Origin of the sequence: Pseudescherichia vulneris NBRC 102420 (genome assembly GCF_000759795.1) — a bacterium.
Taxonomy (GTDB): Bacteria; Pseudomonadota; Gammaproteobacteria; order Enterobacterales; family Enterobacteriaceae; genus Pseudescherichia; species Pseudescherichia vulneris.
On the sequence record NZ_BBMZ01000009.1, the window covers coordinates 26092 to 38919 of the forward strand.

Consider the following 12828-nt stretch of genomic DNA (forward strand, 5'->3'; position numbering starts at 1 on the left):
CGCTAGCCCTCCGACGGTTTACGTTTGCCGATCGGCAGCGGCGGGGCGTCCGGCTGGCTTTCGCGTTCACGGGTGATCAGCGCCAGCGCCTCTTCCCGGCTGAGCGCGTTGGCAGGCGTGACCAGCGTCACCACTACCGCGCAACCCAGGCTGGTCAGCACCGAGGGTACGCAGGGGTTGCCCCAGAAGGCCAGCCAGTCGCTGTCCATCAATACGGCGACGGAGGCACCCGCACCGCCCGCCAGCGCGGCCAGCGCTCCCTGCCAGTTAAAGCGGTGCCAGAAGCGACCCAGAATTGAGCAGATAAACATGCCGGACATAATCATCGAGATCATTTTGGTGATATAGCTGATGATGTCGTTAGAGGTCAGGGCGAACAGCAGGGCAAGGGCGATCACCAGCACCAGGAAGATGCGCGACAGGCGAATGGCTTTCTCCGGTGCAGGCATATGGCCGGTCACCAGGGTATAGAGATCGCGCAGGATGATCGATACCCCGGCGATAGCATCCGAGCTGCCAGAGGACATATTGGCGGACATGCCGGCAATCAGCACCGCCATCGCCAGCACCGGCGGCAGAACCTGGGTCGCGAACAGGAAGGCGAAGCCGCTGTTGTCCAGCTGGGCGTTCATTGTCCAGACCGCCATGCCGATAATCGCGGGCAGGAAGGAGAAGAGCAGATACAGCAGGCCGGTGATGGTAAACGACTGGCGCACCGACGACACCGTTTTTGCCGAATAGATGCGCTGACGGTAAGAGGGGGTCGCCAGCACGCCGACGCCAATCACCATCGCCAGCGAGAAGGCGGGCAGGACGCCAAGCTTATCCACCGCAAACAGGCTCTGGGCGGCAGGATCGACGGCATGCTTGATATTCTCCCAGCCGCCGACGTGGTTCACCGCCAGCACGGCCATTAAAATAAAGCCGACAAACAGGATGATCGATTGAACGGTATCGATCCATACCACGGCGGAATAACCCCCAATACCGACATACACCACAAACGCCAGGGCAATAATAATTTTGGCGACGTTAATGTCTATTCCACTGGCCCAGGCAAGGTATAAACCACCACCTAAAATATGCGCCCCCAGCCAGCCAATAGAGGCAATAAATATCAGCACGGCAACGACGTTTTTAACAATTTTACTGCCGCCTGTGTAATAAGAGATCTCTTCGCTCATGGTCATAAAGCGTAATTTACGCACTGGGGCAAATAGCCAGGCGACCAGTAAGATGCCTACCGCGCCGCCGAGGCCATACAGCATCCCGGCCCAGCCGTTAGTATAGCCAAATCCTACTGCGCCGACGCTTGAGCCGGTGCCGACCATGGTGCCGACCGTTGATCCCAGGGTTAATATCATCGGCAACGAGCGGCCGCCCAGCAGAAAGTCATCGCCATTTTTTTGATGCCGCGAAACGTACCAGCCGAGCGTAATCATGGCGCAGGCATAGAGGGTGAACCAGACCAGAAAAGAGATATTATTCATTGCTCACGTCCAGATATCGTTAATCTATTTCGTCTGCGCGAAATGGATGAGTTAACAGGACCGGTCACCTGAAAAAAGGCGCAGGGGATCCGAGAGTACAGGCAAAATAAATTTTGCCAGGGTACCGCGATAGCTTTTTTATAAATATGCGATCTCCCTTGCGCGCAAGGGAGAGGAGATTATTTGATGCGAGCGGCGTTGTAGCAGGTCACATCGACTTCAACTTTGCAATCCACGACCAGGTCCGCGACGCAGCAGATGCGGGCAGGGGGATGGTCGCCAAAAAATTCCCGGAAGACCTTGTTGAACGACTGGAAGTAGCGGGCGTCGGTGAGGATCACCTTCACGTGAACCACATCCGCCAGGGTATAGCCCGCTTCGGTCATGATATCCACGCAGTTCTGGATCGCCAGCCGGGACTGATCGACAATGCCGCCTTCCACCACTTCGCCATTTTTCATGGGGGTCTGGCCGGAGACGTACAGCCAGCCGCCAGCCTCTACCGCCCTGGCAAATGGCAGGTGCTGTCCGCCTGTACCGGTACCGCCCTCGGTGCCATAACGTTTAATGCTCATCGTTGCTCCTTATTCTGTGGTCTGCCGACGCAGGAAACGTCCTGCGCGTCCTGTAATGCGTTTATTGTGGTCGTAACTCATCACCCCGTTCACCATCACGGCGTCAATGCCGTCTGCGGGCCGTTTGGGATCCGAGAAGCTGGCGACGTCGCGCACCGTCTGCGGATCAAAAAGTACCAGGTCCGCATAGTAGCCGGTTTTGATCAGGCCCCGCTGCGGCAGCAGGAAGCGCGCCGCCGACATGCCCGTCATCTTGTGCACGGCCATTGTCAGCGGGAAAAGCTTCTCGTCGCGACAGTAATGGCCCAGCACGCGCGGGAATGCGCCCCACAGGCGTGGGTGCGGCATCGGGTCGTTCGGCAGCCCGTCGGAACCGATCATCGTCACCGGATAGCGCAGCACCCGGCGCACGTCCTGCTCGTCCATGTTGTAGTAAATGGCCCCGGCGGGCATCAGCTGCTCCGCCGCGCTGTGCAGGCTCACCTGCCAGCCGTCCGCTATCTGCTGTAGCGTTTTGCCCGCCTGCTCCGGATGCGGCTCAGACCAGGTAATGACGATGTCAAACTCGTCGGTCACCTGCTTGAGATCCAGCGTCGAAGAGCTGGCGGAGTAGGGGTAGCAATCGCAGGCGATCTCCTGGTGCTGGCGCATCTTGTCGAAAAATGCCAACGTCTCCCGCGTGCGACCCCAATTTTTTGCGCCGGCGCACTTATGGTGTGACACCACCACCGGCACCTTGCCGTGGCGGCCAATCCGGAACGCTTCGTCGAGCGCCTCCAGAATCGGTTCAAACTCAGAGCGCAGGTGCGTGGTATAGATACTTTTTTCCGCCGCCAGCTCTTCCGCCAGGGCCATGACTTCATCGGTGGAGGAGTGAAACGCCGTGGCGTAGGCCAGTCCGGAGCTCATGCCCAACGCCCCCTGCTGTAGTGCCACGCGCAGCTGCTGACGCATGGCGGCAAGCTCCTCTGCGGTTGCCGCCCGGAACAGATCGTCCATATGGTTATTGCGCAGGGTCGTATGGCCAATCAGCGTCCCGACGTTGATGGCGGGCCGCGCGGCTTCCAGCGCATGGGCGTAGGCATCTACCGTCGGGTAGATAAAGTGTTCTTTCTCGCCCAGCAGGTTCATCGGGTCCGGTACGTCGCTGCGGATCGTGGCGGTGGCGGCGCTGATGCCGCAGTTGCCGACAATAACAGTGGTGATCCCCTGGCTGATTTTCGGCAGGTAATCGGGCATACGGATGACGTTGGTATCATCATGGGTATGCACGTCGATAAAGCCGGGCGACAGCACCTTACCCGTGGCGTCGATAACATGCTCGGCCTGAGCGTGGATCGCAGGCGCAATCGCTACGATACGATCGCCGCTGACCGCCACATCGGCACGGTATTCAGATCCGCCGCTGCCGTCGATAACGGTGGCGTTTTTGAAAAGCCAGTCATGCTTCATAACACCTCACTCCCTTTTTGTTCTTAAGCCAAGTTAACCATTTACAAGCTCAAAAAACAGTGGAAAACTACGCAAAAGCCAGATCGTTTTGTGATACTTTTATTCAAAAATAATAACAATATTATATTTATCGCTTTATTTTCATATAGATAAATATGTTATTTTAACGTTAAAACACGATAAACCGTTAAGGATCATGTTATGAAATATCACTCCGATACGTTAGTGACCCATAAGTCTGCGATCATGCGCACCCCGGCAAACGTGCTGGCGGAGGATGTTTGCCTGCCAGCGGCGGTGCTTAAGCAGTCGGCGCTGCGTAATAACATCGACTGGATGCAACGCTATGCCGATGCACGCGGCGTCTCGCTGGCGCCGCACGGCAAAACCACCATGACGCCATGGATCTTTCAGGCGCAGCAGCAGGCGGGCGCGTGGGCGATTGGCGTCGGCAGCGCCTGGCAGGCCGGGGCAGCCATGGCGAGCGGCATCAAGCGCGTGCTGATGGTGAACCAGCTGGTGGGGAAGGCCAACATGCAGCTGATCGCTCAGCTTAAGCAGCATTACCATGAGGTGGATTTTGCCTGCTGCGTGGACAGCGTTGACAATGCCGCTGCGCTTGCAGAGTTTTTCTCCGGGCAAAACCAGACGCTGGATGTGCTGGTAGAGTTGGGCGTGCCCGGCGGGCGCTGCGGCTGTCGCAGCACCGACGCCGCGCTGGCGCTGGCGCAGAAGATCCACGATCTGCCGGGACTGCGGCTGCGCGGGCTGGAGCTGTATGAGGGCGTGCTGCACGGTGACGATCCGCAGCCGCAGGTTGAAGCCCTGCTGCGCGATGCCGCCGAGCTTGCCTGTGGCATGGAGCATCTGGTGGACGGCGAGTTTATTCTCACCGGGGCCGGCACCGTCTGGTATGACGTAGTGTGTAATATCTGGCTCAACGCAAAGAAACCGGCGCAGTGCCGGATCGTGATCCGTCCGGGCTGCTATATCACCCATGACCGGGGGATTTATGCCGACGCGCAGCAGACGCTGATTGAGCGCGACCGCGTCGCCTGCGATCTGGGCGGCGATCTCGCTTCCGCCCTGGAGCTGGTGGCGATGGTACAGTCAGTGCCGGAAGCCGACCGCGCGGTGGTGAACTTCGGCAAGCGCGACTGCGCCTTTGACGCCGGGCTGCCGCAGCCCATTGCCCACTACCGTCACGGCCAGGCGCTGCCGTTCCAGCCGCAGGCCATCGTCAGCGTCGGGGTAATGGATCAGCACTGTATGGTGAAGCTGGCCCCGGAAAGCGACGTCCGCGTCGGTGACATTCTGGTCTTTGGCACGTCACATCCGTGCCTGACCTTCGATAAATACAAAACGCTGCTGGTGATTGATGACGACTATCGCGTCATCGATCAGCTCGACACGCTGTTTTAACATCGGGCAATCTTGTTGGCAGTGATGGTTTATCTACCGCCTGCGGGCAACCCCAGCGTGCGGGCCGGGAGCAGGACGTTATTGAGCAGTCCGCTTTGCCGCCTAACGGCCAGGCGGTAGGTTTTTAGATACGCTGCGCGTATAAAGTAAGCGATTGAATAAAAAACTCAAAAATTCACCTATAAATTTATGAGCTGCCGCGTCATGCATACAAGCGGGCTTCTAGCGAAGCGGCTATATATTTCAATTAGTTACACGACATTAATTTCACCCGGCTGCCCCATGAGCTGTTCTACACTTACATCTTCAACCACGCTTTTTGATTGAAAAAGCAGCACCAACAAGAGGGTCGCGACAGCAAAGCGTCACGCAGTCGCCATCCTCAAACCGATCGTGCGGGAGAGGAGAACACTATGAAAGCAGTTGTCTATAACGGACCTTTTGACGTTTCAGTCAAAGACGTTCCGGACCCCAAAATTGTTCGCCAGACTGATGTGATTGTCCGTATTACCACCACAAATATCTGCGGTTCCGACTTGCATATGTATGAAGGACGAACCAGCTTCGAGCAGGGTCGCATCTTCGGCCATGAAAATCTGGGCCAGGTGATTGAAGTCGGCAGTGCTGTTGAGCGAATTAAAGTCGGTGATTATGTCTGCTTGCCCTTTAATGTCGGCTGCGGATTCTGTGAAAATTGCGAGAAAGGGCTAACCGGCTACTGCCTGACGGCAAACCCGGGTGCGGCCGGTGCCGCCTATGGCTTTGCGGATATGGGCCAGTGGGATGGTGGACAGGCGGAGTTATTGCGCGTTCCCTATGCTGACTTTAACTGTCTGGTACTGCCTCCGGATGCAGTTGAAAAGGAAGAAGATTACGTTTTGCTTTCCGATATCTTCCCGACCGGCTGGCATGCCACTGAGCTGGCAGGATTACGCCCCGGGGAGAGTGTTGCCATCTACGGTGCTGGCCCGGTCGGCTTGATGGCTGCCCATTCGGCCATGATTAAAGGCGCATCACAGGTGTTTGTTGTCGATACCCATCCAGACCGACTGGCGTTGGCCGAACAACTTGGTGCGGTGGCGATCAACGGTGTGGGTGATGATGCGGTAAATAAAATTCTCGAATTAACCGATGGGCGCGGCACGGATTGCGGCTGCGAATGCGTGGGTTATCAATGCTGCAATAAGCATGGCCACGAGGATAACTCCGCTACCTTGAATAGCCTTGTCGCATCAACCAAAGCCACGGGCGGCATTGGTGCGGTAGGCGTTTTTGTTCCTCAGGATCCCGGGGGGGCGACCGATCTGGCTAAAGAAGGTAAAGTGCCTTTCGATTTTGGTACTTTCTGGTTCAAAGGTCAGTCAATTAAGACCGGCCAGTGTAACGTAAAAGCGTACAACCGCCAGCTCGCAAGGCTTATCCATCAGGGTAGAGCTAATCCGGCGCAGATCATCTCACATCGCCTCGCGCTGTCAGACGCCCCCGAGGGGTATAAGCATTTTGACGCTCGTGATAATGGCTGGACAAAAGTCATTCTGAAACCCTGAATTATGAACCAACAGAACATAAGCCACATGTAGGCCATGGTGAGAGGGAGAATAAAAACCGCCTGCTGTGGCTTAATGCTTCACATCACATATTGTCTTTTTTCGGATCTGCCATGAGACGGAGCGCCGTGATGGCTGTGTTATTGCCAGCGACAGCCGTCGCGACGGCCAGGCAGTGGGATTTTAAATACGCTGCGCGTATAAAATAAGCGATTGAATACAAAAGTCAAAAATTTACATATGCGTTAATTTATTGATAAATATTGATTTTTATTATTCATGATGAGATAAGCGGCGCCAGGTATTTACTTAAGCCACTTGATCACGACGTCATATAAATCTACTGTATAAATACACAGTGATTATTATAATAAGGTGACGTCCGTGAGTTTAACATTTTATAAGCCCGCTGAGCTGCGCGAAGTTCTCGCGTTTCCTCTGTTTGGCGATGTCGTGCCGTGCGGTTTTCCCTCCCCGGCGCAGGACTATGTGGAACAGAGTCTCGACCTGAACGAATTAATGATCCACCACCCCAACGCGACCTACTTCGTGAAGGCGGCGGGGGATTCGATGATCGACGGCGGCATCAACGATGGCGACCTGCTGGTCGTCGATAGCGCCCGTACCGCCACCCATGGCGATATTGTTATCGCCGCCGTTGACGGCGAGTTTACCGTTAAAGAGCTTCAGCTTCGTCCCACCGTTCAGCTTAATCCCCGCAATCCCCGCTATACGCCCATCCGCATCGGCAGTGAAGAGGCGCTCGAAATCTTCGGCGTCGTGACTCACATAATCAAATTCACGTGCTGAATCATGTTCGCCCTGGTGGATGTGAACGCATTCTATGCCAGCTGTGAAACGGTCTTCCGGCCCGATCTGCAAGGCAAGCCGGTGGTGGTGCTGAGCAATAATGATGGCTGCGTGATCGCCCTCAGCGCGGAAGCGAAAAGGCTGGGTATTACCATGGGCGCGCCGTTCTTCAAGCAGCGGGATCTGTTTCGCGCCCACCGCGTCACCTGCTTTAGCAGCAACTATGAGCTGTACGCCGACATGAGCCGCCGCGTCATGGGCACGCTGGAGAGGCTCTGCCCGCGCGTGGACGTCTACTCCATTGATGAGGCGTTCTGCGATCTCTCCGGGGTGCGTAACTGCCGGGTGCTGGAGGAGTTTGGCCAGGAGATCCGCAACACGCTGTGGCGTGAGACCCACCTGAGAGTCGGGGTGGGGATTGCGCAGACCAAAACCCTGGCCAAGCTGGCTAACTATGCCGCCAAGCGCTGGCCGCAGCTGGGCGGCGTGGTGGATCTCTCTAACGTTGATCGCCAGCGGCGGCTGATGGAGCGGCTGCCGGTCGAGGAGGTATGGGGCATTGGGCGACGCCTCGCGAAAGCGCTAGATGCGCACGGGATCAAAACCGTACTGCAACTCGCCGATAGCGATATCCGCTTTATCCGCAAGCAGTTCAGCGTGGTGATGGAGCGCACGGTGCGGGAGCTGCGGGGCGAGTCCTGCCTGGCGTTCGATGAGTTTGTCCCTGCCAGGCAGGAGATCCTTTGCAGCCGCAGCTTTGGCGAGCGCACGGCGGACTATGAAGCGGTCAGGCAGGCCGTCTGCACCTACGCGTCGCGGGCGGCGGCCAGGCTGCGCGGCCAGCATCAATACTGCCGCGTCATCTCCGCCTTTGTGAAAACCTCACCCTTCGCCGCAGGGGAGCCTTACTACGGCAACAGCGCGATGGTGAAGCTGCTGACCCCCACGCAGGACAGCCGGGATATTATCCACGCCGCGACACGCTGTCTGGATACCATCTGGCGCGAGGGCCATCGCTATCAGAAGGCGGGCGTCATGCTCGGGGATTTCTACAGCCAGGGCGTGGCGCAGCTCGATCTCTTTGACGCTAACGCGCCGCGTCCGGGCAGCGAGGCGCTGATGGCGGTGCTGGATAAACTCAACGAAAAAAAAGGGCAGGGGACGCTCTATTTTGCCGGGCAGGGGATCCAGCAGACGTGGCAGATGAAGCGCGAGATGCTCTCGCCGCGCTACACCACCCGATGGTCAGATCTGCCGATTTGCATATAGACAAGCGTTAAGGCCAGGTAATGCGTTAAGATTGTCGAAAGAGAGAAAAGCTAAGGTGTGGAGCAGGTATGGAAGGTAAGAAACTCACTCTGAATGATATAGCAAAACTGAGTGGCGTAAGTAAATCCACGGTTTCACTTGTCATCAATAACAGCCCAAAAGTCAAAAAATCCACGCTTGACCACGTCCAGTCCGTTATCCGACAGTATGGTTTTACGCCTTCAAAAGCCGCGCAGTCTCTCCGCGCCCAGCGTGAAAAAATCATCGGTATCATTGTGACACGCCTCGATTCGGCCTCAGAGAACCAGGCCGTGCAGACCATTTTGCCTCACGTTTATCAGCACGGATATGATGCGCTGATTATGGAAACGCTGCTACAACCGGAACGTCTTGAAGAACACCTGAAAGTACTGGAAAACCGTCAGGTTGAAGGCGTCATTATTTTTGGTTTTACCGGGATCGCCAGCACCATGCTCAGACAGTGGAAAGACAGAGTGGTACTTATCGAAAGCGAACTCTCTGGCTTTCCCCGAGTTCGTTATGATGGTGCTGGCGCGGTGCGAATGCTGATGCAGCGTATGGTGCACAACGGTGCTGAAAACGTGAGTTTTATTGGCGTCGCGGAGAAAGATAAAACCACAGGCAGCGAACGTTACCAGGCTTATCTGCAGGGATGTGAACAGTTCGGTTTTATTCCCCGCGCAGCATTGGGAAATTTAACCTATCAGAGCGGCTATCAACTGGCGGCGGAGATCGTGAATGCAGAAACGCGGGCACTGATCTGTGCGACGGATACCATCGCCCTCGGCGCGATCAAATTTATACGTGAAAAGAATTTTAATATTGAGATAGGCAGTATCGGGAGCATTCCGCTGCTGAGCTTTTTATTTCCAGAGGTCATTTCAGTCAGGCTGGGCTATCCGGATGCGGGTCGCGAGGCCATACAGCTCCTGATCGCCCTGTTAAACGGGAATGTCGAAAAGAAAAAAATTGTTATTCCCTGTCAGTTTGTTGCCTAGTGAACGTAATGATTGCCGACGCGTATCATCAAATAGACGTCGGCATCACGCTTTGCGAGAGTCGGTTATTTCATCCACCACATGCATTCATAAGGACGCAGCGAATGTACACTATTCTGCGCGTCGTCATAATTACCGTACAGTAGACGCCAGCGTTCTTCCTCACCAAAGTAATCGTCAATAGAGACTGTATCCGGTGTAAGATTCGCCAACACTAGCAGGCTATTATCACCATCTTCTCGTTTGTAGCACCAGATGCTCTCACTCAGCGGATCCATATCGGTATAGTCGCCAAGGGTCAAGACGGGCAGGCTTTTTCGCAGCTCAATGAGACGGCGATAGGTGTTCAGGACTGAATGCGCATTCAGCCGTTCCTGCTCAACGTTAATGACATCATAGTTATCGGCTACGTCAATCCAGCTTTTGCCGCTGGTGAAGCCTGCGTTAATGCTATTGTCCCATTGCACAGGCGTTCTACTGTTATCACGCGATTTTTTCTCCAGGATCGCCAGAACGTGTTCCTGAGAGATGCCCGCTGTAATCAGCGATTGATAAATATTCAGGCTCTCTACATCGCGATATTGATCGATATGCTTAAAATGCGGATCGGTCATCCCGATCTCTTCACCCTGAAAAATATAAGGCGTGCCCTGCATGCCGTGTAATACCATCGCCAGCATTTTTGCAGAAACCTCACGCAGGGGGCCATCGTCACCCAGGCGGGAGACGATGCGTGGCTGATCGTGATTACACCAGAAGAGTGCATTCCATGCCAGACCATGCATGCCGCACTGCCATTCTGAGAATATCTTTTTCAGATGAACGCGATCCGGTGTACCGCGGTTCCACTTTTTGCCCTCATCATAATCTATTTTGAGATGGTGAAAATTAAAGGTCATCGAGAGCTCTTTGCCATCCAGCCGTGCATAACGCTGGCAGTGAGCCAGCTGAGTGGATGACATTTCGCCGACCGTCATTAACCCGCGGGGTTGAAAAACATCCCGGCTCATCTCTTCCAGAAAATCATGAATGGCGGGACCGTCGGTATAGTAGCGACGCCCATCCCCGTCGTGATCGTCCGGGAGATCGGGATGCTTCGACACCAGGTTAATGACATCCAGCCGCAGCCCGTCGATCCCTTTATCCGCCCAGAAGTGACACACCGCTTTTAGCGCGTTACGCACGTCCGGATTCTCCCAGTTGAGATCGGCCTGTTCAGGGGAAAAAGAGTGCAGATAGTATTGCTGGCTCTCTTCATGCCACTGCCACGCGCTGCCGCCAAACTTTGAATGCCAGTTATTAGGCGGCAGGGCGCCTTTACCATCGCGCCAGATATAAAAATTGCGCCATGGGCTTAAACGATTGCTGGCAGCCGATTTGAACCAGGCATGCTGCGTTGAGGTATGGTTAAACACCATATCCATGATCACTTTTATCTGACGCTCATGGGCGGCCGCAATCAGATTTTCGAAATCTTCCATGGTGCCGAACAGAGGATCGATATCGTAATAGTCCGCAACGTCATAGCCATTGTCTACCTGGGGCGATGAGTAGATGGGCGTCAGCCAGATGGCGCTGACGCCCAGCCACTGCAGATAATCCAGTCGACGGGTGATACCATTGATATCACCCATGCCGTTTCCTGTACTGTCCTGAAAACTGCGTGGGTAGATCTGGTAGATAACGCCGTTCTGCCACCAGTGGATATTATTTTTCACGAGTTTTTCCCTCTCTCTAAACAACCAGCAGCTTGCCTGAAGCCTGTTTTCTTTTGTAAATCGCGATGGTCAGCACCAGTGGGATGACAATGGCAACCATCATTGCCGCGCCGAAGACAGACCAGTAACGCGTTTGTATTGAGAGGATCGCCGGTAAACCACCGACGCCGATGCCACTGGCGGTCACGCTGAAGAGACCACAAACCAGACCGGCGCAGCCGGATCCCACCATGCCGCACAGCATCGGGAAGCGATATTTCATGTTAATACCATACATCGCGGGCTCGGTGACGCCGAGGTAGGCGGAGATGGCGGCAGGAACGGAAATTTCACGCTCGTTTGTTTTTTTACTGATTAATATGATGCCAAGTACGGCAGAGGCCTGCGCCATATTCGAGAGGGCAATGATCGGCCAGACCGGTGTACCACCCATGTTCTGGATAAGCTGTAGGTCGATTGCCAGCGTAGTCTGATGTACGCCGGTGATCACGAGCGGAGCATAAAGGAAACCAAACAGCGCTGAACCGACAGGTGCGAAAGGACCTGTCATCAAATGGCTGACGCCCCATGCGATACCATCGCCGATAATTCGGCCAAAGGGTCCGATAAGGGTATGGGCCAGGAAAACAGCAACAATCAGCGACACTACCGGCACAATCACAAGTGAAAGATAGTCGGGCACAATGCGCTTAAGATTGATTTCCAGCCACGCCAGCGCCATGGCTGCCAGTACAGAGGGGATCACCTGTGACTGATAGCCTACTTTTTCAATGGTAAACAGGCCAAAATTCCATATATCAGGCACCTGCTGTCCCAGCATGTAAGCATTCATCAACTGCGGCGAGACCAGGGTGATGCCGAGTACGATACCGAGTATCGGCGTACCCCCCATTTTTCTCATCACTGACCAGCAAATACCTACCGGGATGTAAAAGAATATCGCCTCGCCAATCAACCACAGGAAATCGTAGATATTTTTCCACACCGCTGATGCATTAATGAGGGGTTCATTGTTATGTAATGGCAGATCGCCGATGACGTTACGAAAGCCTAAAATCAAACCACCGCTGACCAGGGCTGGCAGCAGAGGAAAGAATATTTCGGCCAGGTGAGAGATCAGACTTTCGTGCCATTTCATATTTTGACGGGCAACGCGTTTAGCGCTTTCTTTATCCATGCCGCTCATTTGCGTTTGTTTCAGCAGCACCTGATACCAGTCACCGACGTCGGTGCCGATTACCACCTGAAACTGCCCGGCATTCGTGAAGCAGCCCTTAACCATGGGCAGCGCTTCAATCTCTTTCGGCTGCGCTTTTGATGCATCGTTCAGAACGAAGCGCAGCCGGGTGATGCAGTGGGTTACCGCTGCAATATTTTCAACGCCGCCAACAAGAAATATGAGTTTATCAACATCTTGGGTGTTTGCTTTCTTAGCCATAGTTAATGTCCAACACATTAGTAAGATGGTTTTAAGTGGTGCTCATCTTAGTGAGGAGTCATTTTTTGCGTAAGTAGGAACGTTCCAA

Annotated in this window: 10 protein-coding genes; 5 read left to right on the top strand and 5 right to left on the bottom strand. The window is 54.7% G+C overall.

What is annotated here, in order from left to right; all coding sequences use genetic code 11:
* Positions 1-2 precede the first annotated feature (2 nt).
* The 3 genes from EV102420_RS08095 to EV102420_RS08105 form a co-directional block, all read right to left on the bottom strand.
* Positions 3-1490 carry a sodium:solute symporter family protein gene (locus EV102420_RS08095; RefSeq protein ID WP_042390774.1) on the bottom strand — a complete coding sequence of 496 codons (1488 nt, stop codon included), beginning with the start codon at positions 1488-1490 and terminating at the stop codon, positions 3-5.
* A gap of 179 nt (positions 1491-1669) precedes the next feature.
* Entirely contained in the window at positions 1670-2065 is a 396-nt protein-coding gene (locus EV102420_RS08100; RefSeq protein WP_042390775.1) for a RidA family protein, read from the bottom strand.
* Positions 2066-2074: 9 nt separating this feature from the next.
* Complete coding sequence (locus tag EV102420_RS08105) at positions 2075-3517, bottom strand: N-acyl-D-amino-acid deacylase family protein (protein WP_042390777.1); 1443 nt, start codon at positions 3515-3517, stop codon at positions 2075-2077.
* 201 nt (positions 3518-3718) lie between these two features.
* On the opposite strand from EV102420_RS08105, the gene EV102420_RS08110 reads away from it, so the two are divergent.
* From EV102420_RS08110 to treR, 5 genes are all read left to right on the top strand, one after another.
* A complete protein-coding gene (locus tag EV102420_RS08110; RefSeq protein WP_042390779.1) occupies positions 3719-4939 on the top strand; it encodes an amino acid deaminase in 1221 nt (406 codons plus the stop codon).
* A 413-nt stretch (positions 4940-5352) separates the two neighbouring features.
* Entirely contained in the window at positions 5353-6486 is a 1134-nt protein-coding gene (locus EV102420_RS08115; protein WP_042390780.1) for a glutathione-independent formaldehyde dehydrogenase, read from the top strand.
* 384 nt (positions 6487-6870) lie between these two features.
* Entirely contained in the window at positions 6871-7296 is a 426-nt protein-coding gene (locus EV102420_RS08120) for a translesion error-prone DNA polymerase V autoproteolytic subunit (RefSeq protein ID WP_077776506.1), read from the top strand.
* Between the two features lie 3 nt (positions 7297-7299).
* Positions 7300-8565, top strand: coding sequence for a translesion error-prone DNA polymerase V subunit UmuC (gene umuC / locus EV102420_RS08125; RefSeq protein WP_042390785.1), 1266 nt, complete (start codon positions 7300-7302; stop codon positions 8563-8565).
* A gap of 68 nt (positions 8566-8633) precedes the next feature.
* Positions 8634-9584, top strand: a complete 951-nt coding sequence (gene treR, locus EV102420_RS08130; RefSeq protein WP_042390788.1) for a trehalose operon repressor TreR — start codon at positions 8634-8636, stop codon at positions 9582-9584.
* A 65-nt stretch (positions 9585-9649) separates the two neighbouring features.
* Here the strand turns inward: treR and treC are convergent, their stop codons facing one another.
* Positions 9650-11302 carry an alpha,alpha-phosphotrehalase gene (gene treC / locus EV102420_RS08135; RefSeq protein WP_042390790.1) on the bottom strand — a complete coding sequence of 551 codons (1653 nt, stop codon included), beginning with the start codon at positions 11300-11302 and terminating at the stop codon, positions 9650-9652.
* Positions 11303-11318: 16 nt separating this feature from the next.
* A complete protein-coding gene (treB, locus tag EV102420_RS08140; protein WP_042390793.1) occupies positions 11319-12740 on the bottom strand; it encodes a PTS trehalose transporter subunit IIBC in 1422 nt (473 codons plus the stop codon).
* Positions 12741-12828: the final 88 nt, after the last annotated feature.